This window comes from Empedobacter stercoris, assembly GCF_025244765.1.
In the GTDB taxonomy this organism is placed as follows: domain Bacteria; phylum Bacteroidota; class Bacteroidia; order Flavobacteriales; family Weeksellaceae; genus Empedobacter; species Empedobacter stercoris.
On sequence record NZ_CP104209.1, the window covers coordinates 640,094 to 666,971 of the forward strand.

The 26,878-nt window shown below is 31.0% G+C and carries 20 protein-coding genes; 6 read left to right on the top strand and 14 right to left on the bottom strand.

Annotation, left to right across the window (positions count from 1 at the left end; genetic code table 11):
- Positions 1–16 precede the first annotated feature (16 nt).
- Complete coding sequence (locus NZD85_RS02955) at positions 17–514, bottom strand: hypothetical protein (RefSeq protein ID WP_225541847.1); 498 nt, start codon at positions 512–514, stop codon at positions 17–19.
- A complete protein-coding gene (locus NZD85_RS02960; RefSeq protein ID WP_260543335.1) occupies positions 515–1,513 on the bottom strand; it encodes an LLM class flavin-dependent oxidoreductase in 999 nt (332 codons plus the stop codon).
- A 501-nt stretch (positions 1,514–2,014) separates the two neighbouring features.
- Here NZD85_RS02960 and NZD85_RS02965 point away from each other — a divergent pair.
- From NZD85_RS02965 to NZD85_RS02975, 3 genes are read left to right on the top strand one after another with little or no spacing between them, the layout of a single operon-like run.
- Complete coding sequence (locus NZD85_RS02965; protein ID WP_260543336.1) at positions 2,015–2,509, top strand: hypothetical protein; 495 nt, start codon at positions 2,015–2,017, stop codon at positions 2,507–2,509.
- Positions 2,506–2,748, top strand: a complete 243-nt coding sequence (locus tag NZD85_RS02970; RefSeq protein ID WP_260543337.1) for a hypothetical protein — start codon at positions 2,506–2,508, stop codon at positions 2,746–2,748. Before NZD85_RS02965 ends, NZD85_RS02970 begins: the two co-directional genes overlap by 4 nt.
- Positions 2,705–3,628: a tetratricopeptide repeat protein gene (locus NZD85_RS02975; protein WP_260543338.1), complete on the top strand. Its 924-nt coding sequence runs from the start codon at positions 2,705–2,707 to the stop codon at positions 3,626–3,628. The genes NZD85_RS02970 and NZD85_RS02975 overlap by 44 nt, the downstream gene beginning before the upstream one ends.
- Positions 3,629–3,740: 112 nt before the next feature.
- On the opposite strand, the gene NZD85_RS02980 is transcribed toward NZD85_RS02975, so the two are convergent.
- The gene (locus NZD85_RS02980; RefSeq protein WP_171621751.1) at positions 3,741–5,552 is read right to left on the bottom strand and encodes a chloride channel protein; all 1,812 of its coding nucleotides are present in this window, start codon (positions 5,550–5,552) and stop codon (positions 3,741–3,743) included.
- Positions 5,553–5,931: 379 nt separating this feature from the next.
- Between NZD85_RS02980 and NZD85_RS02985 the strand changes: the two genes are divergently transcribed.
- Entirely contained in the window at positions 5,932–7,215 is a 1,284-nt protein-coding gene (locus tag NZD85_RS02985; protein ID WP_260543341.1) for a T9SS type A sorting domain-containing protein, read from the top strand.
- A gap of 42 nt (positions 7,216–7,257) precedes the next feature.
- Here the strand turns inward: NZD85_RS02985 and NZD85_RS02990 are convergent, their stop codons facing one another.
- Positions 7,258–7,728, bottom strand: a complete 471-nt coding sequence (locus NZD85_RS02990; RefSeq protein ID WP_260543343.1) for a DUF1810 domain-containing protein — start codon at positions 7,726–7,728, stop codon at positions 7,258–7,260.
- A gap of 106 nt (positions 7,729–7,834) precedes the next feature.
- Here NZD85_RS02990 and NZD85_RS02995 point away from each other — a divergent pair, with 106 nt between their 5' ends.
- A complete protein-coding gene (locus NZD85_RS02995; protein ID WP_260543346.1) occupies positions 7,835–8,623 on the top strand; it encodes a hypothetical protein in 789 nt (262 codons plus the stop codon).
- 55 nt (positions 8,624–8,678) lie between these two features.
- On the opposite strand, the gene argS is transcribed toward NZD85_RS02995, so the two are convergent.
- Entirely contained in the window at positions 8,679–10,451 is a 1,773-nt protein-coding gene (gene argS, locus NZD85_RS03000) for an arginine--tRNA ligase (protein WP_260543348.1), read from the bottom strand.
- Positions 10,452–10,560: 109 nt separating this feature from the next.
- Between argS and NZD85_RS03005 the strand changes: the two genes are divergently transcribed.
- A complete protein-coding gene (locus NZD85_RS03005) occupies positions 10,561–11,916 on the top strand; it encodes a DEAD/DEAH box helicase (RefSeq protein ID WP_260543350.1) in 1,356 nt (451 codons plus the stop codon).
- Between the two features lie 28 nt (positions 11,917–11,944).
- Here the strand turns inward: NZD85_RS03005 and msrA are convergent, their stop codons facing one another.
- From msrA to NZD85_RS03050, 9 genes are all read right to left on the bottom strand, one after another.
- Positions 11,945–12,478: a peptide-methionine (S)-S-oxide reductase MsrA gene (msrA, locus tag NZD85_RS03010; protein ID WP_171621746.1), complete on the bottom strand. Its 534-nt coding sequence runs from the start codon at positions 12,476–12,478 to the stop codon at positions 11,945–11,947.
- Positions 12,479–12,994: 516 nt separating this feature from the next.
- A complete protein-coding gene (locus NZD85_RS03015; RefSeq protein WP_260543353.1) occupies positions 12,995–13,624 on the bottom strand; it encodes a hypothetical protein in 630 nt (209 codons plus the stop codon).
- 354 nt (positions 13,625–13,978) lie between these two features.
- A complete protein-coding gene (locus tag NZD85_RS03020) occupies positions 13,979–14,704 on the bottom strand; it encodes a hypothetical protein (protein WP_260543354.1) in 726 nt (241 codons plus the stop codon).
- Positions 14,692–14,931 carry a hypothetical protein gene (locus NZD85_RS03025; RefSeq protein ID WP_260543355.1) on the bottom strand — a complete coding sequence of 80 codons (240 nt, stop codon included), beginning with the start codon at positions 14,929–14,931 and terminating at the stop codon, positions 14,692–14,694. Before NZD85_RS03025 ends, NZD85_RS03020 begins: the two co-directional genes overlap by 13 nt.
- 107 nt (positions 14,932–15,038) lie before the next feature.
- Positions 15,039–18,053 (bottom strand): type I restriction endonuclease subunit R, encoded by a 3,015-nt coding sequence (locus NZD85_RS03030; protein WP_260543357.1) that lies wholly within the window; start codon positions 18,051–18,053, stop codon positions 15,039–15,041.
- Positions 18,054–18,147: 94 nt separating this feature from the next.
- The gene (locus tag NZD85_RS03035; RefSeq protein WP_260543358.1) at positions 18,148–19,431 is read right to left on the bottom strand and encodes a restriction endonuclease subunit S; all 1,284 of its coding nucleotides are present in this window, start codon (positions 19,429–19,431) and stop codon (positions 18,148–18,150) included.
- Positions 19,432–19,434: 3 nt separating this feature from the next.
- On the bottom strand, positions 19,435–21,774 hold the full coding sequence (locus tag NZD85_RS03040) for a type I restriction-modification system subunit M (RefSeq protein ID WP_260543359.1): 2,340 nt from the start codon (positions 21,772–21,774) through the stop codon (positions 19,435–19,437).
- A 570-nt stretch (positions 21,775–22,344) separates the two neighbouring features.
- Positions 22,345–23,757, bottom strand: coding sequence for a site-specific integrase (locus tag NZD85_RS03045; protein ID WP_260543360.1), 1,413 nt, complete (start codon positions 23,755–23,757; stop codon positions 22,345–22,347).
- Positions 23,758–23,929: 172 nt separating this feature from the next.
- Positions 23,930–26,815 (bottom strand): alpha/beta hydrolase family protein, encoded by a 2,886-nt coding sequence (locus NZD85_RS03050; protein ID WP_260543361.1) that lies wholly within the window; start codon positions 26,813–26,815, stop codon positions 23,930–23,932.
- Positions 26,816–26,878: the final 63 nt, after the last annotated feature.

A 26,878-nucleotide genomic window follows, 5' to 3' on the forward strand; every position in this document is an offset into this window, starting at 1 on the left:
GTTTTGGCAAATATAACTAAGAATGATTGATTTTGGCTTGTTTTCTTTTATTTTTGATAAGGCAAAAAAAATCATTCCCAACGATTAAATACAAAGCGATTTGTCCCACAATTGCTAAGATAAAATAAGGATGCATTCTTTCTAGTATCATTTTTAGACTTTGCAAAGAAGGAATTGTCCAAAAATAAGTCGAAACGATGATTAGAAGTAATGCATTTAATCTAAACATCCATGTTTTATTCAATTTATACGTTCCCAAATGAAGGAATAATGAACCCAAATAAGTATAAGCCAATACTTCGAAAAAAGCAGTTGGTACAAATTGTTCTCGAAATAAATTAAAAACATCTTTGTGATTGACAAATAAATAAACTTCAGGAACGAGGTAACTCCAATGATTTGCAACAAAGAAAAGCAAAAGATTAAACATCAAAATAAGTGTAAATTGATCTTTAAACTGATCAATAAACATCCAATAATAAGCGACTTTTGAGAATGATTTTTTTTGGTTCATTTAACGAAACAATTCACTTACAATTTGATACGATTTTCTTTTTGCTTTTTGATCAAAAACATTTGTAGAAACCATTATTTCATCTACTTTAGATTCGAAAATAAATTCATCAAAAGCTTGCGATAAAGTACCTTTGCTCCCAATAAAAGATAATGCGGTCATACCTTTTAGCATGTATTTCTGTTCTTGTGAAGCGAGCTCTAATTGTGTTTTTTCTGGTGGCACAATTGGTTGACGTTTATCGGTAATAATATTGAGAAAAGCTTGGTACATTGACATGGATAAATAATGTGCTTGCTCGTCTGTATTTGATGCAATTACATTAACACAAGCAATTGTATAAGGTTCTTTCAAAAATTCTGAAGGTTGAAATTGAGAACGATAAATTTCGACCGCGTTATAAAACTGTTGAGGCGCAAAATGCCCAGCAAAAGCGTAAGGTAAACCTAATTTAGCCGCCAAAAAAGCCGAATCTGTACTAGAGCCCAAAATGTAAAGTGGCACATTTGCACCTTCTCCAGGAATTGCACGAACTTTACTATCTTTATTATCGGTGCTAAAATAGTTTTGTAAGTCTTTGATTTCAGCTTCAAAATTATAATTCATAAAATTATTGCCACGACGCAAAATAGACGCTGTTAACTGATCCGTACCTGGAGCACGACCAAGACCTAAATCTATCCGATTTGGATAAAGGGCATCTAATGTTCCAAATTGCTCTGCAATCGATAAAGTAGAATGATTTGGGAGCATAATTCCACCCGAACCTACTTTTATTTTTGATGTTCCATTTGCTACATAGCCGATTAAAAGTGAAGTTGAAGCACTTGCGACATTTTGCATATTGTGATGTTCCGAAAGCCAATAACGACTATAACCTATTTCATCTACAAATTTCGCATTTTCTAATGTATTTTCAAATGTCTGATTTAATGACTCTCCTTCTCTAACATAAGCCAAATCTAACACTGAGTAATTTATTTTCTTTAATCTTTCCATTATAAAAATTCTAAGACCAAATTACGAAGAAAATAATACAAAAAAAATTCCTCTAAGAGTCGTATTCAGAGGAATTCATTTTGTAATTAATATAATAGGTTTAAGTTGTTAAAGTTATCATGTAGTTTGCTTTATAGGTTAGCATTAGTAATCATCTAATAACTTGTGTCAAAATTATGCACATCTAAAATAAAAATCATTTTTTTGTGGGGGACATCAAAGGGGACAAACAATAAAAGACTGTTTAACAAATATTTAAGTAATTTAAAAATTTAGAATAAAAAATATTTTAGAGATAATCATTAGAAAAAACAACAACATTAATAATTTTTAGATGAAATCATCACGCTCAATTATATTAAAATTATAAATTAGTTGTAGATCTATCTTTTTAAGATGATATATTTTTCGGGAATAATCAAAGTTAATAATTTATAGACTGCTAATTAACAATATGTTAAGATAAATAAATTTTACTATTATCTTTGATAAAAAATATGTATGCATAGAATCTTTATTTTATTTACGTTTATACTATGTAACACTTTATTTACAACTTCATTTACTTCCAGTCGAGAAGCAAAAGATTTATTGCTATTAGATTGTGTAATTAATCAAAATAAAGATGTGAAAGATTCTATTCAATTAAAAAGAAATTTTGATATTCTACGTAGTAAATCAAATGATTACGTTTCAAAAAATCTGAATATTATTTATCAAACTTTATTAGCCAATATTTATGCTGAAAAATTAGATAAATTAAATCCAAAAAGTGAACAACTTTTTAATTCTGCAAGAAAAACTGCAAAAGATTTAGGCTTAATAGATATGCAAATTTGGATAAATACTCAATTTGGTTACTATTACTATAGTTATAATCAATATTTAAAGGCTTATCCTTATTTTATGGAATCGTCTAAGTTATTAGATTTTGCAGACAATAATAATGTTTTCCAGAAAAGTGATGTTTACAAAAAAATGCTTTTTTCTTTATGAATGTAAAAGAATTGGATAAAAGTGAAAAATATCTATTTTTGGCACTACAATATGCAAATAAAAAAGACAATGAATACGGCTCAATTCTGAATGCCATTGGACATATTTTCCTTGAAAAAAAGGATACCGCAAAGGCTAATCATTATTTTAATCAAACCAAAGAACACGCCGTAAAGAATAATGATAAAATTAGGTATGCAAGCGTTAGGAGATATTGCTGGTATTCAAATTCAAAATAAAGAATATGAGCTTGCAATTCAAAATTTAATAACGGATATCGAAATTTCTAGAGAAAGTAAAAATCATAGAAATTTAATGTACGCTAATATTCAACTTGGAAAATTATATTTGCAGTTAGACAGAATTGATGAGGCAAAAGAAATATTAAACGAAGCAAAAAAATACACTTCTGGAAAAGCTTATCTTAATAGTTTTGAGAAAGATATCTTCACACTTTTACTGGATATTGCTATAAAAAAAGGAAATACAGCAGAAGAACTCGATTTTCGACGCAAATTAAGTGAGTTAGAAACTGAAATAAAGCTTACGGATGGTGAAAATGTAATCAATGAAATAAATTGGAATATCCAAAAAAATAATTTTGATTATAAATATGAAACTGAAAAAATAAAACGTGAAAAAACCATTCTGCTAAAAAATGCACTTATAATTATTTCTATCTTACTAACTATCATTATTTTATTCGTTTTTATATCGTTTAAAAGAAAAATGAAAATTCAAAATTCTATAAATGACAACAAAGTATTAAAATTACATAATGAAAAATTAAAGTCTGAAAGCCGCTTAAATAAGGTTAATAAAACCTTAGATTCTTACAAGATATATTTAGCTGATAAAAATACACAGATAGAAATATTGAATAAAGAAATTGATAATTTATCAAAATCATCCAATAAAAAAACAGAAGAACATGAATTACAATTGAATAATTTGTTGAAATCTCATTTGATGACGGATGAAAATTGGAATAACTTTAAAAAAGTTTTTGCATCTGAAAAGGCTGATTTTGTATCTTATTTAGAAAATAATTTTTCAGATTTAACTGAATCAAATTTACGGATTATTTACCTTACAAAATTAGGTTTAACGAATATATAAATAGCTCATTTGTTAGGTATAACGCCAGATTCTGTTAAAAAAGCAAAACAACGACTTCGAAAAAAATATGATAATTATGAATTAATTTTTAAAGGCATTCAGAATTAAAACATTATTCTATTCGTAATTTATTCAAATTAGAACGGTAATTCTCAAGCAATAAACTTTCTGTAACATAGCCTTCAAACTTACCTTTTTTAGTTAATAAAATATATTCTGTTTTTTTACTTTCCATCATCTTCATCACAGTTGCTGCGTTTGTAAAGATTGATGTAGAAGAAGCGCTTGTAATGCATTCAAGATAACTTTTTCCCTCTAAATTATCCTTAAAAATAAATGATCGAATATTGTCTAAAACGATAATTCCATGAATAGATTGATCTTCATTTAAAACAGGAATAAAATCTTGCGTAGTAGTCGAAAAAATAGTTTTGATATCTTCTATTGAATCATAAACTGTCAATGTTTTAATATTCTTGATGTAAATAGAAAATAAATCTATTTTATTAAAAAGATTACGATCTTTATCCGAGGTAAAAACAATTCCTTTATCCGCTATTGCGTATATATCCATCGAATATTTGTCATAACGTTTAGAAATTGCAAAACTAATAGAAGAGACAATCATCAGTGGAATCATTAATCCGTAACCTCCTGTAATTTCCGCAATCAAGAAAATAGCTGTTAAAGGTGCATGAAATAATCCACTCAAAACTGCTGCCATTCCAACAACAGTAAAATTTCCTACAGGAACATCTTTGAAACCGATGAGATTAAATACTTTTGCGACAACATAGCCCAAATATGAGCCAACAAACAAAGATGGTGCGAAATTTCCACCGTTTCCACCACTTCCTAATGTCAATCCTGTTGCAATAGATTTTATTAAAATAGTTACAAAAACAAAGGCTAAAACAACCCATTGATTAGTCCTAAAATCTTCTAACAAAGAATTATTCAGAATAAAACCTGCTTCATCATTTGCTAAATATTTAATACTTTCATAACCTTCTCCAAATAAAGTGGGAAAAAAGAAAATCAAAATTGCTAAACTCCCTGCTCCAACCATTGCTCGCCAATAAACATTATCCGAATAATTGCCAATAAGATGTTCCACTTTACGAAATAATCTGGCATGATAAACAGAAATAAAGCCTGCCAATACACCCAAAATAACATAAAAAATCACATTGTGATAATCAAAACCTAAAGCATACCGAAATGATAATAACATATTACTTTTCAATGTTAAATTTGCAATCAAAGCTCCTGTTGCAGAGGATAACAACAATGGAATAAAAGCAGTAACACTCATATCTGCTAATACAATTTCTATAGCAAATAATACACCTGCGATTGGCGCATTAAAAGCCGCTGCAATACCTGCCGCAACTCCACATGCCAATAACAAAGTACGTTCTTTATATTTAAACCTATAGTATTGTGCATAATTTGATCCAAAGGCTGCACCTGTGATGGTAATTGGCGACTCTAAACCTGCTGAACCACCCATACCAACAGTTAAAGAGCTGGTAACAATTTGTGCATACATTTGTTTTTTAGGCATTATTCCTGATTTTTTAGCTACAGCAATCATAATTTGAGAAGTTCCTTTTTCTATTGAACCATTCAAAAATTTTTGCACAACAAAAACCGTAAGCAAAATCCCAATAATCGGAAGTATACTATTAATATAAGGAAGCTTAACTAAATTATTAATGTAAACTGTAAATTGAAAAACGATGTGTGCAAATGTTTTTAAAACGATCACAGCAAATGCAGATGAAATCGCAACTAAAATACATGACAAGTACAAAAATTGTCTTTCTGTCAGTACAAGTTTTAAGAGATTCAATAAATTTTGAAAAAAATTAATTGATTTTTTGAGATATTGAAAAAACTTTTGTTTAGAGGAAAGCTGCATAGTCCAAAAATAGTATTCCTTTTCTTTATTGCCTAATTATATTTGCTCGAATTAAGCAAAAAACAAACCAATTCTCTAATTCGTAAATATTTTGAATAAATATTTATTCATGTTCGATAATTTTACATTCATTATTTTAGTTCAATGCGCCAAAATATTTTTAAAATAATATTATTACTAGCTCTTTTCTTTAATAATTCATCAATGAATTCAATGAATTTCTTTATAATAATCAAACTACTTCAAATGAATAAATTACTGATTATAAATTATTTAAACTTTAATAAATCGGAAAACAATAAAACATTAATATAAAGCCACTTTACCATACAGTAATAATTCTAATTTTATGATTGAAATAATTAACACAAATTTTAAAATGAAAAAGATTTACTCAAAACTTAAAAGTATTGCATTTTTATCTGCACTATTAGTAGGTTCAAACTTTGTAAATGCACAAGTTTATGTAATTGGTGATGGACAAACTGCATATAGTGTGTCTACAGACGGAAAAGTTGTAACTTTAAATACTGTTGATAATAATTATTATTGGACTCCAGATAAAGGTATTCAATTACTAGGAGAAATTGCTCCTGACACTGCAAATGGAGGTTCTGTATTAGTTACCGAAGATGGTAAGAAAATCGCTGCAATGACAATGAATCCTACTGATGGAAAAAACCAAATGTCTATATATGATATTGAAAAAGATACTTGGAAATACTTAGGAGGCATCGGAGGACGTAGTCAAGATATAAGTTCTGTTTGGGGAATGAGTGCAGATGGAAAATACATTTCTGGTTTAGCTGAAACTCCTGATGGTAGTTTTCATGGAGTAGTCTGGAATGAAACTACTGGTTTTACTGATTTAAAAACAGATGGAGAGTATTACTCTCGTGCAAACGGAATTAGTGATGATGGAAAAATTGCAGTTGGCTGGCATGATACTAACTGGGATCGTTGGGGTGTATATTGGGAAAATGGTGAAAGACACCAAGTTTTAGATCAAGAAGGCTATGAAGTACTAGAACTAGGAGGTATCTCTGGAGATGGTAAATGGATGATAGGTGCAACAGGTGATGATATCGCAATGCGTTATAGTAAAGAAACTGGTGTGCAAAAAATTGAACATCCGGATCAAGGTATCTATTTTAATGGAATGTCAAGTGCTATCAGTAGAGATGGTAGCGTTGTTGTAGGATTTTATAGACCATGGCCAGGACCAGCAGCAATGGGTGAAGGTTTTATTTGGACAGAAAAAACTGGACGTGTTGAACTTAACGAATATGTAAGTTCATTAGGATATGATGATTTAGGAATTACTTTCGCTTTACCATTAGGAATGTCTAAAGACGGAACTAAAATTGTTGGTTTAGGAAGAACCGACATGGGAACTGTATCTTTCCTTATTTCATTACCTAAATTAGGAACTTCTGAAGTAAATACTACAAAATTTGAAGTATATCCAAACCCTACTACAGATGTAATTAATATTGAAACAAAAGGACAAGTTTCTTCATCTATTTTATACAATATGGCTGGACAGAAAGTTCTTAACTCAGATCAAAAACAAATTAATGTTTCTTCTTTGCCAAAAGGTACTTATATCTTAAAATCTACTATTGATGGAAAAGATGTAACAAAGAAAATAATCAAAAAATAATTCTTAATAAATAAAAAAAATCTCGCAATTGCGAGATTTTTTTTATTTATTCATTTGTTTTAGAATAGACAATGTTTTTTTATCTGTCTGATCTGCATAAAAAAACTTCAACACATCTTTGATAATTTTCTCTTTTGGAGCGATGAAGTTAAATAAAGTCAAGCTCGATTTTAGTTTCATTGCATCATTTTTTCCAAAAATTAATTGAGGAATAACTCCTTTATGACGCATTAATAGTACAGACAAAACTTCTAAATAATTTTCCCAAAGTTCTTCATCCTTCACAAAAGCTCTCGCTTCTTCTTTTGAAGAAATCGAAAACTCTAATGACGAATCACTCGAACCTAAACCAGCAAGTTGAGGAAACATAAAAACCATCCAATTCGTTTGCTTTTTCCCGGCATGAACTTCCATCAAAATTTCGTCGTACACAAAGCTTTGTGCATCATGAAATCGTTTCAAATTAAATTTATCGTTTGGATCTTTTTGTTTGATTAAATCTCCTATTTTCATCTTTTATTTACTAAAATAAGGAAGCAAAGATAAATCTTAATTTAGTAACAAACTTATAATTATATTAGACAATATTTATTATTTTTATTTTTCTATTCAACTAATTATGAAATTTCACTTAAAAAACTTATCACTTCTACTTCTCCTATTTTTAATTACCAATTCTTGTCAATTTTATAGCAATACAAAAGAATACAAAAAAAGCGCTGTTGTATTTATGGACAACATTATGAATGGCAAGATTGATGAAAACATTGATTTATTTGCTTTAGAACATGAAGGAATGAAAAACATGGATAAAAATGTTTTGAACGAAGGTCTGTATCAATTCAGAACTGATATGATATCCCAATACGGAAAAGAGGTGGAATTTACTTTTTTAGGCGCAAATAAACATTATTCGACCAACAGCAATACTATTCCAAATTCTACAAATGTTAATATATTATTTCAGAATGATAAAAATTATGGTATTATAAAATTCATTTACGATGATAATACCAAGAAAGTTTTAAATGTAAGTCCAGAATTTTCTAATCAACCTCTGCCTTCAATGGTGTTATTTTATGCTGTTGCAATTATAGGTTTAGCGATTCCTATTTTTAATATTTATGTGTTTAATATGATCAGAAAAAGTCAATTAAAACTTAAATGGTTAAAATATATTGCTTTAATATTTTTAAATTTTCCGACTATTAAATATGCGCCATTAGATGGTTTTGATTTTCAGTTTTTTAATTTTCAGTTGCTTGGTTATGGTTTCAACTTTGCATCAATCTTTTCTACTTTAGCAATTGCCTTACCAATCGGTGCGATTTATTGGTTTTGGAAATTAAAGAAGATTCAAAAAGAACAAGAATACAATCAATTCGCTGAACAATTGATAAATGAATAAAAAAAATGCCTCATCAATCATGAGGCATTTTTTCTATATTTATTTTATACAATAATTACATTCTTTCTGGAACACCTATTCCTAATAAACGTAACGAATTTTGAATTGTATTGGCAACCCATTGAGAAAGATACAAACGGAAATTTTTCACATTTTCATCTTCATTTTTCAAGATTGGATTATTTTGGTAGAACGAGTTAAATAATTTCACCAATTCGTACACATAATTCGCAATCAACGCTGGACTCATTTCCACAGCTGCTTTATTAATCGTATCTTCAAAATCATATAATGCACGAATAATTTCTTTTTCTGCATCATTCAATTGAATAGAATTTGCATCAAACTCTTTTGGAGATTCTTTTCTCAACAAAGATTGAATACGTGCAAACGTATATTGAATAAATGGTCCTGTATTACCATTAAAATCTACTGATTCTTTTGGATCAAATAAAATACGTTTCTTCGGATCTACTTTCAAAATATAATATTTCAAAGCTCCCATCGCAATTGTTTCGTACAATTCAGCTTTTTCATCTTCCGATAAGCCATCCAATTTACCTAACTCTTCCGAAATTTCTTTGGCTGTTATGTATACATCTTCCATCAATTCGTCCGCGTCGACAACTGTACCTTCACGAGATTTCATTTTACCATTTGGTAAATCAACCATTCCGTATGATAAATGATGTAAAGCATCTGCCCAAGAAAAACCTAATTTTTTAAGGATTAAGAATAAAACTTTGAAGTGATAATCTTGCTCATTTCCTACAACATACGTCAATTCTTCTAACGTTGGATTGTTCTTGAAACGCTCTACAGCAGTTCCTAAATCTTGTGTTATATAAACTGAAGTTCCATCTGAACGTAAAACTAATTTCTCATCCAAACCATCTTCAGTCAAATCAATCCAAACAGAACCGTCATCTTTTTTGAAGAAAACACCTTTGTTTAAACCTTCTTCAACAATATCTTTACCTAAAATATACGTATTTGATTCGTATAAATATTCGTCAAAAGCAACCCCAAGACGTTTGTATGTTTTCGCAAAACCATCGTACACCCAACCATTCATCGTTTGCCATAGCTCAATCACTTTCGGATCATGTGCTTCCCATTGGCGCAACATTTTTTGAGCTTCTAAAAAAATTGGAGCCTCCTTTTTTGCTTCTTCTTCCGTTTTTCCTTGCGCTACCAATGCTTTGATCTCTTCGCGGTAATGTTTATCAAATTCTACATAATATTTTCCAACCAAATGATCGCCTTTCATATTTGCAGATTCTGGTGTTTCACCATTTCCAAATTTTTCCCATGCAATCATCGATTTACAAATGTGAATCCCACGATCGTTGATAATTTGTGTTTTGATCACATTATTTCCTGCCGCTTCTATAATTTGAGCAACCGAAAAACCTAACAAATTATTACGAACATGTCCTAAATGCAGCGGTTTGTTTGTATTTGGAGAAGAATATTCTACCATCACAGTTCTCGAATTCTCGTCAACTTTCGTAATTCCGAATGTAGCGTTTTGAGCATTTTGAGCAAAATTTTCTAAAAAATCTACAGAATTTAAGCTCATATTCAAGAAACCTTTTACAACATTAAATGCTGTAATTTTATTATTTTCGACCAAATTTTCACCGATTTTAGTACCGATATCTTCTGGTTTACCTTTCAAAGTTCTAATTAATGGGAAAACAACTAATGTATAATCACCTTCAAATTCTTTCCTTGTAAACTGAATTTCAACAGATTCTGGGTTAATTTGATAAACGTTTTGAATCGCTTCTAAAACATTCTGTGTGATGTATTGTTTTAAACTCATTTTATTCCTTTTTACTTAATCGAAATGCAAAAGTACAAAGATTAGACGAATTTAAACGGATTGCTCATTGAGTTTTTAAGAATTCATCAAGAAAACTTATCTTTGCCAAATGAAAGCTACATTCGCGGATTTCGAATTAACAAAACAATTGAATTCAGCTTTAGAAAAGTTGAATATCACAACCCCTACTCCAATACAAGAAAAATCGTTCAGACCGATTCTTTCTGGACGTGATATAATGGGTATTGCACAAACAGGTACAGGTAAAACATTGGCTTATTTATTGCCTTTGCTGAATACCTATCAATTTTCTAAAACAAATCAACCAAAGATTGTTATTCTGGTTCCGACTCGCGAATTAGTGGTTCAGGTGACTGATATTTTAGAACAATTAACTGAGTTTATCAATGTTCGTGTGCTTGGTATTTATGGAGGTGTTAACATTAACACACAAAAATTATTGGTCTACGAAGGTGTCGATATTTTGGTTGGAACACCAGGACGTGTATTGGATTTAGCGATTGACAATATTTTATCATTCAAAGAAATGAAAAAATTAGTGGTGGATGAATTTGACGAAATGTTAAGTTTAGGTTTTCGCCCGCAATTGATTCATTTGTTTACCATGATGAGTGATAAACGTCAAAACATTCTATTTTCTGCAACAATGACTGATCAAGTTGATGATATGTTGCATGAATACTTTAAAAATCCTGTCGAAATTTCTTTAGCTCGTTCGGGAACACCATTAGAAAAAATAGCTCAAGCAGCTATTGCAGTAGAAAATTTCAATACGAAATTAAATTTAGTTAGCTATCAATTAGAAGATAAAGCAAAATTTGAAAAAGTTTTGATTTTTGCAAACAATAAGAAACATGCAGATTTAATCTTTAATCATTTAGACGAAATTTATCCTGATGAATTTGGTGTTATACATTCGAATAAATCGCAAAATTATCGTTTGAGAACGATGGAAGCTTTTTCTCGAGATGAATATCGTGGTATTATTACAACTGATATTATGGCGCGTGGATTAGATATTCCTGATGTAACCCATGTTATCAACTTTGAAATTCCTGATGTACCAGAACAATATATTCATCGAATTGGACGTACAGGTCGTGCAGATAAAAAAGGTGAAGCTATTTCTTATTTTTCTGAAAAAGAAATTGAACGATTAGATGCTATTGAAGAATTGATGAACAAAGAGATTGATGTACTTCCCTTCCCTGAAGACAAAGTAAAAATTAATCCTGTAAAACGTGAATTCGAAAAAGAAGTTGTAAAAATGAAAGCGCTTACAACTGTAAAAATTGAAGAGCGTGGCGCTGCTTTTCACGAGAAAAAAGATAAAAATAAAAAGGTGAATTTAGGTGGTCCTACAAAACGTAAGCCACCAAAATCTAAACCTAAAAATCGTGGTCAGCAAAAACAAAAAGCAAAAGCACGTAAAAAAGGAAAATAATAGAAAAGCGACCAATAGGTCGCTTTTCTTATTTTAAAATCTGTTTGAATTTTGATTTAAATTTGGCTATTTTTGGTCCAACTACAGCCGAACAATAAGGCTGATCGGGATTTTCGTTATAATAACCTTGGTGATAATCTTCGGCTGGCCAAAATTGATCTAAAGGCTCAATTGTTGTAACGAATTTATCCTCATATAAAGTTCCGTTATCGAACTTCTTCAACGAATTTTCTGCTTGTTTTTTCTGTTCTTCTGATGTGTAAAAAATACTCGAACGATATTGTGTACCAACATCATTTCCTTGTCTATTTAATTGCGTTGGATTATGAATATTCCAAAAAATTTCTAATAATTCTTCATACGAAATGACTTCATTATCAAAAGTTACTTCAACTACCTCAGCATGATTGGTTTCTGTATCGCAAACTTGACGATAAGTTGGATTTTCTACATCGCCTCCTGCGAATCCAGAAATAGCCTTCTCAACTCCATTGATCGAATTAAATATTCCTTCGACACACCAAAAACAACCAGCTCCTAAAACTGCTACTTCTTTACTCATAAATAAAGGGTTATTAATTATTAATCTACAATAATGTGCACAAAATTTACAACTTATTGTATAATTTTAAATACAAAACGTTCAGAATTTTCATTCTGAACGTTTATCAAATATACAATTATATTTATATCATTCAATCCAATAAGAACACTAATCTTTTGTGGTCTCTAAATCGAAGCCCCAATCAATTCCTTTCTTAACGAATTAAACCATTGTAATTAAATGATTTAAAAAATATGTTTTTATCAAGGGTGAGATTTAGGGGGATTTTTGGATAAATTGGTTTTCTATAAAGAGCCCTCTATTTCTTAAGTAAAGATATGGAAAATACTTATATTAACATATCTTTATTACGTAATATCTACAATAATTTTAACTCTAAAAATATTATTAAAAGTTACCAATTTATCCCAAGTAAAATTTCAAATACAAATCTATTCAATTGATCATCAAATTATTTACAATAAGAACTAGATAATTTACACAAAAATAAAAATTATCATTAATAACCAGCATTTAAGACCATTTCTGTGCAACTACGTTCAAGTAAATAATGTATGATTCTTTGCTAATATATTCAAGAAAGCATTGGTTGTCTCGCATTGGTGATATCTCAACTGGAGCAAACGATTTTTCACCATTCATACTTATAGCTATTTTTTGATTTAATTGCAGTTCTATATTTATTATCTGGTTAAGTTGATAATATGTGGAAAAAATATCTCCAGTTGTAGCAAGATGCGCATGGGTAAAACCATCGTCATCAATTTCAATGCTATAGTACATATCATCTTTTTTAGAGTATTCAAAAAATTTTAAAACCAATTCATCATAAAATACAACATCTGATGTATCTTTAAAATTTATAGTTACAACAGTAATATAATTTCTTGAAGTTTTAGATTCAAATTCTTTAATAATTTTGACTGGTTTCTTTGATTCCTTTGGTTTTCTTTTTCTCTCTCCTATTCTTTCAATTTCGTCAACTAAAATTTCATATTGTTTTTTATTATTTAATGTTAAGGATTGAATTACATAATTACAACCTGAAATAAAAGCTTTAGAAGCATTTCTTTTTAATTGTCTTGTACTAAGTGTAGTTAGGTTATTTTCTACAAAGTATCGTATTGGTTTATATTCTTTCATATATATAACATAAAGGCGTAATGAGCCCTTTTTATATATACATAGTAACCATTTACAAAAAAGTCAAGTTATGACCTAAAATAATTTTTACAACAAATACCAAATAACTAAACTACAAGTGTTTATGAATTTATATTTTTAAATAAAAATTATACAAAAACATTAATTTTTAATTTCTATGGAGATTATGTCCTATTAAATTGACAATTAATTAAAATTTTTATAAAATGATTTTTTAACTACCTGCACTGCTTTTAAACAAGTATGGCAGGGAGGGGTAATTTAACGGGATACGTAGGGAACCCTCCATAGGGAGGAGTATAAAAAAAGCAGGAACATGTCCTGCTTAATTTTTTATAATAATTTGATAAACCAATTTGGTACTTTATCATTCATGATTTCTAATTCACTCTTTTTAACTTGAGCGAATAGCCTCATTTCTTGAGTTGAGTTGTCAAAAATATATGCTTTGTCCACCAACTTTAAAGCTGGAAATAGATTATTTAGTGTAGAATGATAACGTTTTACAACTTTTTCTTCTGGTACTGGATGTCCACCCTTTTCCACTCTATTCTCTATACGAGAAATATTAATCAAAGGATCTTCAATACATACAAAATACATATAAGTTGTGAACCCTTTCTTTTTGGCATCCATAATCTCATCAAGTTTAGATGGATGGCTCATCACAGTTTCGAAAGAATACGACTTACCTTTAATTAGCAAGTGTTTACGAATGAAAGATGTAATAAATGCTGCCTCGTAACTATGTGTAGCCTTCGACTTATCGACTAAAACATTATTTTTAAATATAACATCAATTGATTTACCTTCTAATTTAGCTTTCTCAAAAAGAGAAATTGATGCTGTTTCAGTTTTAAAATCTTCGAAGTCCTTTTCGGTAAGTTTTAATTCATAGCGATCCAAATCAATGAAACCTTTTGATGAAATTTCCTTTTCGATAAGATCAGAATTAATAAAATATCCAGCGTTAAACTTAGATGAAATGGTTTCGAATAATGTAGATTTCCCAGAACCGTTAGGTCCAGCAAAAACGCGTAAACGTTTTATTTTAGACATAATTTAGCACCTTTTTTTAATTCTTTTGGAGCTTTTACACGGTCGATCGTTTTTATGATTTTAATCTCACCATTTGGCTGTCTTTCAACGATACGATTCCCTTGAACATACTGAACCGATAAATCTAATGCTTCTGAAACTCTGATTGCAGTTTGAGATGCAGATTTTGCTAAACGATTAAGAACGTTAGTTTCTTCTAATTTTAGTATATCTGAGTCTTTATTCATTTTGAAAGGTTTTAAGTGAGTATTACAATTCACATAAATATAAGCAAATTTAGTGAAATCAATGCAATAATCAAATCTAAAAAAAGCAGGAATTAATCCTGCTTCAATTATCTTCTTAAAAATCTTTGTGTACTATTCAGCATATCCTGCTTGAAATGCTCATCAGTTAATTTCTTCGCAAACTCTATTTGAAATTTACGCATACTTAATGCAACCTCATCAAATATCTTTTTATACGCCAATTGTTTGGTATGCTCATCTGGATTATTAAGATATTTTGTTTCGTAGTCTGGATGAGTTACAACTTTATCTGTAAATGTAAAGAATAATTGACGTTTATCTTCTGGGGTAGCATCCCAGTTCGCAAACCAACGTTCGTTAAAATCACGAATAATTTCTTCTAGTCTAGCTTTATCATCATCAGCATGCGCACCTCGTGGTAAATTGCCAGTTGCATCTAAAGAAGTTTCGTTATCATCAAGATCTAATTTTTCATTCAATTTAACTCGTTCAATACCATAAGTTGCAAGATCAACAGATTCTAGCAATTCGTCCAGTATTTCGTCTTCCTTGCGCTTTACAATCATTTTAGGAATTAAAAATTTGGCAAACCAAAATAATTTTTCCCATTCCAATTTTTCGAACGGAATAATAGCCGCTACCTGCCCATACACCTTAACAAATTGCTTGGCTTTAATTTTTAAATCAGCTTTTTGATCATCGTTTAATTCTAATTCTTTATTAAAACGTTGAGCAGCAACATCAATTATTGGGCTTAGTGATTCTGCTGGTTCACCTTTAAAAAATCTGGTATTAAAATCTTCCACTTCGTACCATTCATAAACTCCAGAATCATCAAGTTCTTCTTTCAATTCGTGTAATACATTCACATCAGTTGCTTTTGACAACGATGTTGAGGTATAATACGGATCAAATGATCGTTTGATATCTTCCGAGTCATTAAAGAAATCCAACACAAATAAATCTTCTGTTTTCTTACCCAATTTTGGATTCGAACGGTTTAAACGCGATAAAGCCTGTACGCATAAAACTCCTTGTAGTTTCTTATCTACATACATGGCAGTTAATTTAGGTTGATCAAATCCTGTAAGGTATTTATTCGCAACAACTAATATCTTGTACTCATCTGTGTCAAATTTATCTTTCGTTTCCGTATCAGGGAATCCATTCATTCCAGACTCAGTATGTTCAACACCATTAATCATTTTTGTTCCAGAAAATGCAACGACCACTTTGAATGGATTGTTTTTTTCTGCTAAAATTTTCTTGATCTCTTTGTAATATCGAATAGCTGACTCAATGCTTTGTGTTACAACCATTGCTTTCGCTTTCCCTTTTAATAATTTTCGATCATAAATTTGTTGTACAAAATGATCTAGCATAATTCTTGCTTTCGCTTCTATAGTACGTTCGTCACGTTCTACAAAAGCTTTCAATTTTTGTTGCGCTTTTTTTGTATTAAATTCAGGATCATCTTCGATAGATTTCTGAAGTTGAAAATAACTTCTGTATGTTGTATAATTAGATAAAACATCCAAGATAAAACCTTCTTCTATTGCTTGTTTCATTGAATACAAATGAAATGGTAAAAACGACCCATCATCCTGTTTAACCCCAAATCGTTCTAAAGTCGCATTTTTAGGCGTTGCTGTAAAAGCAAAGTAGGATGCATTAGATCTCATTTTTCTAGCTTCCATTGCACGAATAATTAAATCTTGTCCATCTACTTCACCTTCTTCATTGGTTTCTAGTTTCCCCAGAACTTGGTTCATCTTATCCGCAGCGGTTCCACCTTGTGATGAATGTGCTTCATCTATAATTACAGCGAAACGTTTATCTCCCATTTCATCAACATTATCAATTACAAAAGGGAATTTTTGGATGGTTGTAATAATAACTCGTTTTCCACCTTCTAAAGCTAATTTTAAATCATTAGATGAGTAAGCAGCTCCAATAATATTTTTAATATCTGAGAAGCTCTTAATATTATCTCTCAGTTGTTTATCTAATATACGTCTGTCGGTTACCACAATAACAGAATCAAACATTGGATTACCATCAGTATTTTCTAACTCTATCAGTTGAAATGCTGCCCAAGTGATCGAATTAGATTTACCCGATCCAGCTGAATGTTGGATAAGATAAGTTCCTCCTACACCATTAGTTTGTACATCATCAATTAATTTGGATACCACATCCAACTGATGATAACGAGGAAAAATATAAAACTTTTTACTTAATGGATCTTTGTCAGCACCTTCCAACAACATAAAATGTTGAATAATTTTGGCAATATTTTCTTTTTGAAAAACTTCTTCCCACAAATAAGCTGACTTGTGACCATTTGGATTTACAGGATTTCCTTTCCCTAAGTTATTTCCTTTATTGAAAGGTAAGAAAAACGTGTCTTTACCTTGTAATTTCGTCGTCATATACACTTCGTCTGTATCTACAGCGAAATGAACTAAGCAACGACCAAATTCTAATAATGGTTGTTTGAAATCTCTTGTATGTTTGTATTGATGTATGCCTTGTACAGCAGCAGTTTGACCTGTCCAAGGATTTTTAAGTTCTATCGTACAAAAGGGTAAACCGTTGATAAAAATTACCATATCAATTTCTTCTCCTGTGTTAACAGTAGAATATCTTAATTGACGTGTTACAGAAAACTGATTTTTCTTGAAGTTATCTTTGATCGATTGGGCACTACTTGCACTTGGAGCTTCGTAGAATAAAGTGAAGTGAGCATTGTCGACATCTAAACCTTTTTTAAGTAGATGCAACAATCCTTTTTTCTTGATCATTCGCTCGAAACGTTCCAAGATTTTTAATTGCCAATCTGGAGAAACTTTTAATTTTTCTAATTCTAATTTCTGTGTATTTTCTAAAAAATCCCAGAAACAAGTTGTGTCAATTGCATATCGTTTATCAAAATCACTTGGTGAACCAATATAATATTTGTTTGCAGTAATATAGACTTGATTTTCCTCGTTAAATACGGATAAGGATTTACCTTCGTTTTTTAAATCTTCCAAGGAAACACCAACAAGGTATTTTTCGATTGAAGATTCTAGTGCTTGTTCGTTATAGTGAGTTGACATTTTATTCTTTGTGTTAAGTTTAAGTAAAGGTTAATTTGAATTAATATATGATTCGTTTTTAACCTTTTAATTATAGTTTTTTAGTTGGTATTGATTAACAAACCTTAACTTTCCCCGTAACCACGTCGTTAATTAAACTTTGTTTGTATTCTTTTAGTTTGGTTATTTGTTCTTGTTTTTGGGCAATGGCTTGGTCTATTTTTCCTGTGACTTCATCCAAATACGCAACGATTTGTTCTTGTTCTTGGATTGGGGGATTAATAAAAGGTAGATTCCCAATCTTTGTTTCCGAAATAGTTGGAATAGTACTTCCTATAGCATTTGATTTAACAAAGTCATAGAAAATGTTAGAATGTAAATATTCATATGTAAACTGGATATTTGCCTTTATATTCTTAATAACCAATAATTGAGGATTTATTGTTGCTTCAATATCAAGATTTTTTACTATTCCTACTTTACCCACAGTTGAACCTGTTTTGACTATTAAAATGTCATCATTTGACACCATAATTTCAGGTGATTCAAAATACTTTTCCCAAGATAAGTAAGTGTTTTTTTCAAAAAACATTTGATTTTCAACAATATTACTTGGACTAATTGTGATTGCACCTTCACCTTCAGAAACTAAATCAGATTGGCTATACCCTCTAAAACCAATTCTACCATTCATTGTACAAATTTCTTTTACTTTTTTCACCTCCCAATGCGCTGGAATTTCACCAATCCATTCTACACCCGAATTTTTTGTCGGTGCATTGGCATCTAAACCTTTGGTTACGGCTTGATGAATTTTGGCTTGGCGCAGTTCTTTAAGCTTTTCTATTTGTTGTTCTTTGGTTTGAACCAACGCATCAATTTTCGCTGTTTTTTCGTCTAAGAAATTCGCAATGGCTTCTTGTTCGTGGATTGGGGGGATAGCCAAAAAAATGAACTTCATTTCATCGTATCTTGTTGTCCAAAGATCAGCAACAATACCGTGACCATTTCTGTAGAATTCTTCAATAAAACCATTTGATTTTAATAAGAACTCAGAAAACTTAGGGTAAATCCCCCTTGGTTTCATCACAATATTAATTAATGAAACTGAACCATCTAAATATGAAAGACCACTTGATCCTTTTCTGTCAGATCGGCTATTGATTACAAAATCACCTGCAATTACCAATTTACGGTTATCACCATCATTTGATTTTGCAGCGCTATCAAGTTGTGGAACAATACCATTTTTAGTTACTGATAATGGTTCAAAATCTTTATCTGAAACTTTTTTTCTTCTCTCTTCAAACCAGTTACCTAAACGTTTACATTCCCAATGCTCAGGAATTGTTCCAATCCAGTCGATACTACTTTCTTTGTACTGTTCGTATGTTTGCATGGCTTAATATTTTAGGATTTCTGCCAATAAACCATCCCCTTGCTCTTCTAAAGCTAATAAATCGGCTGTAATGGCTTCTATTGCACGCAAAGGTGTGTGTTGGTAGAAGTATTTGTTAAACGAAATTTCGTACCCAATTTTAACCGAATCGAGGTTGATCCATGCTTCTTCTACGTGAGGAATTACTTCGCGTTGGAAATACGTTAAGATTTCTTCGTTTAGCGAAATTTGTTCACTATCGCGTAAATCAGATTCGGTTTCGTAAGTAATAAATTCACCTGCTTTAGCCGTTGGGTAATAGCCAAAGAATGGTAATTCATCCACCGTACATCCTAATTTATCAAGCAATTGGTTTAACTTGTCACCAGAAAGTTTTTCAACTTTTTTAATTACTTTTTCAGCTGTTGCATCGTAAGTAGAAATGGCGTTTAAGATCGCCTTTTTCTCAGCTGCTGAAAGATTTAATTTGTGTTTCTTAACAACATCATCCACTAACGAACTAAAGGCGTTAAAATCCATAAAAATATCATCACCAACGTGATTCCATAAAGCTAGCGCAGCATCGTAAATAGCTTTTGGTTTTTGCCAAGTGGCAGGATCAACTAACTTCGCAATCTGTTTTTTATTTAAACCCCAATCTTCTTTTTCGGCGCGTTTAGCAATTTCATCAATTTTCGATGATAAATCTACATACGCTAAATCACCGTAAGTATCGTAAATTAATTGCATTGGCGTAGCCAAAGCTTTATCGAAACGTAAAGTTACTAAAGCTTCTTTCGTAAACTGAGAGCGTAAACGTTTTGGACGCTCGATGTTTACTTTGTAATAACCAAAATCCGTATTTTTAAAACGTTTGATTTTTAATTCAGAACCTTCTTTCGTTTCCTCTAAGTTATCTAAATAAGCTTGAGCAATTTCTTGAATTTGTGATGGCGTTAATTCACAGTTTTTAGAACCTAAATTTTTACGTAATTTCTGAAATAAATTATTTGCATCTAACAATTGCACAGATCCCTGACGTTCTTTTGGTTTATTATTGTTCAATAACCAGATATACGTTGTAATCCCCGTGTTATAGAACATATTATTGGGTAATTGTACGATGGCATCTAATAAATCATTCTCAATAATGTAACGTCGAATATTCGATTCACCCGAACCTGCATCACCAGTAAATAAAGACGAACCGTTGTGAACAGATGCAATTTTACTTCCGATTTTATTGGCAGTTGGTGCTTTCATTTTATCCACCATTTCCATTAAAAACAGTAATTGTCCGTCCGAAGTTCGTGGCGTTGCATCCACTACTTCCCAATTTCCCCAGTAATCTTTTAATTTGAATTGGAAACGAGTATCAATGACGTCTTTACCATCCTTGATGTATTTTACTTCTGAAGCCCACGATTTACCATAAGGTGGATTAGATAACATAAAATCAAATTTCTCTCCCGAGAATTCATTCGTGGATAAAGTAGAACCTACACGAATATTTTCTGGGTTCTTCCCTTTAATCATCATATCCGATTTACAGATCGCGTAGGTTTCATCATTGATTTCTTTTCCGTACAGATAAATATCACCAGCATAACTAATTCCACTATCTTCGATTAAGAAATTTTCTGATTCTGAAAGCATTCCTCCAGAACCACAACATGGATCATAAATCGTAATAACAGGAGGTAATTTATCTTTGATTGGTTCGAAAACCATAGCAGTCATCAACTGAATTACTTCACGTGGTGTAAAGTGTTCCCCAGCTTCTTCGTTATTCTCTTCATTGAATTTACGAATCAATTCTTCGAACACATAACCCATACCAAGATTTGATAAAGAGGGTAACAAACGACCTTCTGGATCCTTTACTTCTAAAGGAGTTAGGTTGATATATGGTGAAGTAAACTTCTCTAAAACATCTAATAAAACATCTTTAGAAGCCATATGGCGCACCTGAGCAACTAAATTGAATTTCTCGATAATTTCCTTGACATTGGATGAAAATCCATTCAAATATTCTTCAAAATTAGCGATCAATTTTTGTTGAGAATTGGTTGCTGTACCTTTCAATTTTTCCATTGTCCAAGTAGAAGTATTATAAAATACATAACCAGATGCATCTCTTAATCCTTGTGGATCTAATTCTACTTGCCCCAACTCTTCTCGCTGGAATTTTACTTCTTCAAGAACTTTATCTTTTGTTGGCTCTAAAAGCGAGTCGATACGACGCAAAACAACGAATGGTAAAATTACATCGCGATATTTTCCTCGTACATATACGTCGCGCAAACAATCGTCTGCAATCGACCAGATAAAGCTAACTAATTTATTATGTGATTGATGATTCATTGTAAATTCTAAGGATTAAACCCACCGAAATTACGAAAATAAATGATATCTTTTTACCCTAAAACAATAATGCTTAAAATGAATATTTTAACACCAATAAAAATGTTATAACAAAACATAAGAATAAGTTTGTATAAATTTTATCTATTTTAATAAAAATGTTATAAATAATTTTTATATTTAAAGTTTAATTACTACATTTGCAACATCAAATTTTGGAATTAATAAAAAATAAATAATCCATTTAGCTCTTTGAATGAGCACCCGATCTCTTAGAGGTCAACAAAAAAATTAATCCTTATGTGAAAGCACATCATTGATTTTAAAATTTGAAAAGAAATGGCTGTCAATAAGCCCAAACAACCGTACAAGTTGAGTGACATACTTTACAGTAGTGATGTATGTGCAAAGCTTCGAATCAGCAAAAAGACACTCCAACGCTGGGAAAAGACAAAGGGTTTTCCGTTGAGAAGAAACAAAAATACAAATATGAAAATGTACGTTGAGACTGAAGTTGTAGAGTGGTTGTTGAATGACAAGAAGTAGAATAAAGGGGGCTATTATGCCCCCTTATTTGTATCTGAAAAATTCTGAATCCAAATCCTTTGTTGCTTCGAAAAACTCTATTGCTCTATCTATTTCGCTTCTTTTGTCATACAAGCTGAATGCACTATTATCTGACATCGCTTTATGTGTCATCATTTGTACTTTATTACGGTCAACCCTAAGATTTAAAAGGTTGGTAATAAAGCTCGCGCGACAAACATGACTACTTGCAACTTGTGTCATTTTCTTTACTTCATTAACCTTTCCTACACCATAAATAGTACGTTCAAGAGTTACTTTATCATTTACTTTCATTTCCGTTAATAATGCTCTTATCTGCCTTGTTATAGTGGTCACACTTTCATATTTAGGAAATTCTCCTAGTCGATCATAAACCTCAAGGGCTGGTTTCATTAGAGGACTTAATAACTTTATACCAGTTTTATTTGATATATTTTTAACACCAAAAAATTCTACACCAGATGGAGTTGTGATTGGTTGAGGTTGTTGACCATGCAACAACGAAACACTCTGGTGACGCATACCAGTTGTACTTGCTAACATAATATAATCCTTTGCGTGTTGTGTTGGCTTAGTTAATGCTTGATGATTATATATTTTATATAAAAGATCTTCATCAAAATAGAAGTCCTTTGAACCTTTACACGCACCTATGACAAGTCGTTTGTCGTCAAGATGTAATGTTGGATGAAGATGATAACCTCTTATGCGAGCTTCACCAAGCATATATTTTAAACGACTCGTAAAAGTATTAAGAGTATTTAAAGAATATCCTTCTTCATTTGTTATACGACTCTTACTTTTTTGGTGATTTACTTTTAATTTTATTTGACCTATTGCTATTTTATTAAGAATATCAATCATTGAGACAAAGACATCATAACTAAGCTCATGTACATATATTTTTTTTTCAATAAATTCTTGATAATTTTTGACGTGAGTGTTTACTTGAATGTATTTTCTCATTGACGAGTCAGCTAACTTTTTCTGTCCTTTTCTTACCAACTCTTTCGACTCTTCAATATAATCCTCTATAAAATCAGTAACCAAAATTTCGTCTGATTTTTTATCAACAACTTTTTTTTCTCTCCCAAGATTTTGTAGTAATTTCTCTTTGAATTGGTCTTTTGATGGTATTAAATCTACCCCCATAAAATAAGATTCTACTTTACTAACCGCACTCTCAAAATCTTCTAAAGCTCGCTTAAATACCAGAACTGATGGTTTCTTGGATGTTTTTATTAATTGTGAGTTATAGCGATAATTCTCACCCTTTTTACCAAAATCATCTGGGTTTATTGTTTTCCCTATAGATAGTTTTAATCGATCATTTGACTTATTAAATACACCAGTAATATAAGCATAAACTGGCTGAGCTTTTTCCGTGTCCTTACTTTTTAACTGATAGTTAATCATATAGTTATATATTTTAAAATTATTTATTAAACAAAAATACCCCAAAATCTCGAGGTGAGAAATAGGGGTACTTTTAATGACTCAAAGTGTTTTTTAATGTCTTTTATTGTCTCTTAATATCTTATTAATAAAATAATTCAACTAAATGACTTATAATATATTACGTTGACTATTAATCATTTACCGACTCCAATTCGAAGCCCCAATCAATTCCTTTTGAAATTGCAGGAACTCCTTCGCTCATCCATTTCGGAGCTGGCTGATCTTTTAGGTAATGATCAAAAAATTGTACTTGACGCTTTTGAATATCATTTCTATTGGCACGTTTAATCAAGTTATGATCGTCACCGTTGTAGTTTAACATCCATGATGGTTTCCCTAAACGACGCAATGCCATAAACATTTCAATACCTTGATACCAAGGAACTGCACCATCTTCGTCGTTATGCATAATAACTACAGGCGTTGTCACCTTAGGCATATTAAATAATGGTGAATTTTCGATGTATAATTCTGGTGCTTCCCACAATGTTTTACCAATTCTACTTTGCGTTTGCTCGTATTGAAATTGACGACTCATACCTGTTCCCCAACGAATTCCACCATAAGCAGAAGTCATATTTACAACTGGAGCACCTGCCCAAGCTGCTGCATACATATCGGTAGCTGTTATCAAATGTGAAACTTGGTAACCTCCCCAACTCTGACCTTGAATACCAATTTTATCACCATTTACCCAGTTATTTTTCTTCAGAGCTTCTACTCCAGAGTTTATATAATCCTCAGCAGACTTAGCTGGATGGCCAACTGTATACGAAATATCTGGTGTAAATACAATATAATCGTTACTCACAAAATACGTATGATTGATTCGTGAAGGTGTTGGTGCAGGCGCTTGATAACGATTCAAATTATCTGAAAGTTTTTCGTAGAAGTAAACAATCATTGGATATTTTTTGTTTGGATCAAAATTCTCTGGTTTATACACCACTCCTGTTGCGTTTTTTCCTGAATACGTTTTCCAAGTTACCAATTCTCCATTCCCCCAATAATAATCTTTTTGTTGCGGATTGATAGCAGAAACTTTTTTCTCATCCTTAAAATTCGTTGATACATAAACATCCGGAGAGTTTCGGAATGTTTCTTTGGTATAAATATATTGGTTGGCATTCAATGCTTTCGTCATTTTTTGAGCACCCCATGTATTCGACATCACTACTTTTTCGGGATTTTTAGCTTTCGAAATAATAGTTTGATAAACACCTGATTGTTTATTCTGATTATTAAAAGCACCTAAATAAAGTTGCGTATCACGATTTATTGTTTTGAGTTCTTCATTCAACTGATTAATATCAAATGTAATATTGTGTTTACGACCAAAACCATTTGTTACATTTTCTGGACGACGATTTCCAACCAAATCAAATTCCCAAATATCATAACGATCTTTGATTAATACTGTTTCGTCATTATCTGTAAAATAAGCAACTCCATACGCTTGTGCTAAAGTTGGTGAATCATTTTCCTCATCATAAAACTTAACTTTCAGTTTTTTATTCAAAACTTTCGTTTGTTTTGTTTCGATATTATAACTCGACCATAGTCCATTTTCTGCATTATAATACACCGCAAACTTTCCATTTGGAGACATTTCTACTCTTCCTGCTAAACCTTTTGCAAATAATTCTCGCTGTCCATTTTTAACATTCACAATGTAGTAATCTCTACGTCTTGTTAAATCCCAATTTGAAATTAATCGATAGGCATTGTCAGAAGTTCCTAATGCAAAATTTGAATTTCCTTCGTTCAAGATTTCAACTTGATTCATGTCTAAATCTGCTAATTGCGTCACTTTTTCTGGATTTGAAAAATCAATCACAGATAAATACGAACGTTTTTTCTCTCGTTCAAGATTCTTTAATTGTTGCGGTTGAATAAATTCGTCTTTGTAACTCCAAACATCAACCTTTGCATGATCATCTGCAATTATTGTAGTGTCTTTTTCAACTAATTTCGGCATCAAACCTATGAATAAAAAATTTCCATCTTTACTAAATTTTGGCTGACGGTTTTCTGAAACTTGCCAATTTTTTTTCAATCCTAACAATTCAGTTTTCTTTATCTGTTGTGGATTATTTGTTGATGTATGATATAAATAATAGGTTTTGTTCTCCTTTTTCTCTTCATCTGTCGTACCAACAAACGCTACTTTACTTGCCATTTCGTCAAATGCAAATTGTTTAAATTCACCAATTGTATCCACCAACTGCTTTTGAACAAAAGTTGCCGTATTAACTAAGAAAACACCGTATTTTGTTTGATCTAAACTATCTTTTTTCTCTTGTTTTGTCGAAAAAATTAATTGTTTACCATTCTCGCTGAACTCATAATTCATCACATTTTTGAACGATTTTTTCTGACCAGAAATCAAATTTCTTAAAACCAATTCTAAAGGCGTGTCTTTTTTATCTTTTCCTGCGGATTTTACAGGTTTATCTTTTGTTTTTGTTGAATCTGACTTGACATTTTTATCGTTCTTCAAGTCTTCTTTTTCTACTAAATAAGCTAAAAATGAACCTTCCTTTTTAGGCGTTTTAAACGATTTTATATTGGGTAATTTTTCAACATGATTAGTTGCAAGATTTAAAATCCCGATCGAATCTTTTGCAATTTCGTGTTCTTTTTTCTTTTTGATTCGAACCAATTTCAAATCTTTGTAAAAAGGTTTAATCTTAAAAATAGCAAATTTAGAATCTGCTGTAAAAACACTTTGTTCACCTCGATGAAAACTTAAATTTTTATCCGTTTTCAGACCAAAAAAATTCAACGTATTATCGCTTTCTTGTGCATTTACTTGATAAGCTACCCAAGAACCGTTATTCGACAATTCTTTCATTCCGATTGATTGCCATTCATCAAAAACAGTCAAATCAAGAGGTTTCTTTTGCGCATTAACACTTGTTGTCAATAGAGCTATAGCCGCAGCATACATCGCCTTTTTAGTTAGAAGTTGAGAGGCATAATTTTTCAAATTTTTAGTAGATAAATTCGATTTCATCCTAATTATTATTGTGCGTTAATTTTTAATAGAGTTGTGAAAATACTAAAGTTTTTACAAAGT

What these genes read in the sequence shown, in the direction of transcription:
- NZD85_RS03045 (WP_260543360.1), bottom strand. Translation starts at nt 23,757, where the DNA reads ATGATTAACTATCAGTTAAAAAGTAAGGACACGGAAAAAGCTCAGCCA.
- NZD85_RS02995 (WP_260543346.1), top strand. Translation starts at nt 7,835, where the DNA reads ATGAAATTTCACTTAAAAAACTTATCACTTCTACTTCTCCTATTTTTA.
- NZD85_RS03050 (WP_260543361.1), bottom strand. Translation starts at nt 26,815, where the DNA reads ATGAAATCGAATTTATCTACTAAAAATTTGAAAAATTATGCCTCTCAA.
- NZD85_RS02970 (WP_260543337.1), top strand. Translation starts at nt 2,506, where the DNA reads ATGAATGTAAAAGAATTGGATAAAAGTGAAAAATATCTATTTTTGGCA.
- NZD85_RS02955 (WP_225541847.1), bottom strand. Translation starts at nt 514, where the DNA reads ATGAACCAAAAAAAATCATTCTCAAAAGTCGCTTATTATTGGATGTTT.
- NZD85_RS02965 (WP_260543336.1), top strand. Translation starts at nt 2,015, where the DNA reads ATGCATAGAATCTTTATTTTATTTACGTTTATACTATGTAACACTTTA.
- NZD85_RS03040 (WP_260543359.1), bottom strand. Translation starts at nt 21,774, where the DNA reads ATGAATCATCAATCACATAATAAATTAGTTAGCTTTATCTGGTCGATT.
- NZD85_RS02990 (WP_260543343.1), bottom strand. Translation starts at nt 7,728, where the DNA reads ATGAAAATAGGAGATTTAATCAAACAAAAAGATCCAAACGATAAATTT.
- NZD85_RS03030 (WP_260543357.1), bottom strand. Translation starts at nt 18,053, where the DNA reads ATGTCAACTCACTATAACGAACAAGCACTAGAATCTTCAATCGAAAAA.
- NZD85_RS02980 (WP_171621751.1), bottom strand. Translation starts at nt 5,552, where the DNA reads ATGCAGCTTTCCTCTAAACAAAAGTTTTTTCAATATCTCAAAAAATCA.
- argS (WP_260543348.1), bottom strand. Translation starts at nt 10,451, where the DNA reads ATGAGTTTAAAACAATACATCACACAGAATGTTTTAGAAGCGATTCAA.
- NZD85_RS03015 (WP_260543353.1), bottom strand. Translation starts at nt 13,624, where the DNA reads ATGAAAGAATATAAACCAATACGATACTTTGTAGAAAATAACCTAACT.
- NZD85_RS03020 (WP_260543354.1), bottom strand. Translation starts at nt 14,704, where the DNA reads ATGTCTAAAATAAAACGTTTACGCGTTTTTGCTGGACCTAACGGTTCT.
- NZD85_RS03035 (WP_260543358.1), bottom strand. Translation starts at nt 19,431, where the DNA reads ATGCAAACATACGAACAGTACAAAGAAAGTAGTATCGACTGGATTGGA.
- NZD85_RS02985 (WP_260543341.1), top strand. Translation starts at nt 5,932, where the DNA reads ATGAAAAAGATTTACTCAAAACTTAAAAGTATTGCATTTTTATCTGCA.
- NZD85_RS02960 (WP_260543335.1), bottom strand. Translation starts at nt 1,513, where the DNA reads ATGGAAAGATTAAAGAAAATAAATTACTCAGTGTTAGATTTGGCTTAT.
- NZD85_RS03025 (WP_260543355.1), bottom strand. Translation starts at nt 14,931, where the DNA reads ATGAATAAAGACTCAGATATACTAAAATTAGAAGAAACTAACGTTCTT.
- msrA (WP_171621746.1), bottom strand. Translation starts at nt 12,478, where the DNA reads ATGAGTAAAGAAGTAGCAGTTTTAGGAGCTGGTTGTTTTTGGTGTGTC.
- NZD85_RS03005 (WP_260543350.1), top strand. Translation starts at nt 10,561, where the DNA reads ATGAAAGCTACATTCGCGGATTTCGAATTAACAAAACAATTGAATTCA.
- NZD85_RS02975 (WP_260543338.1), top strand. Translation starts at nt 2,705, where the DNA reads ATGCAAGCGTTAGGAGATATTGCTGGTATTCAAATTCAAAATAAAGAA.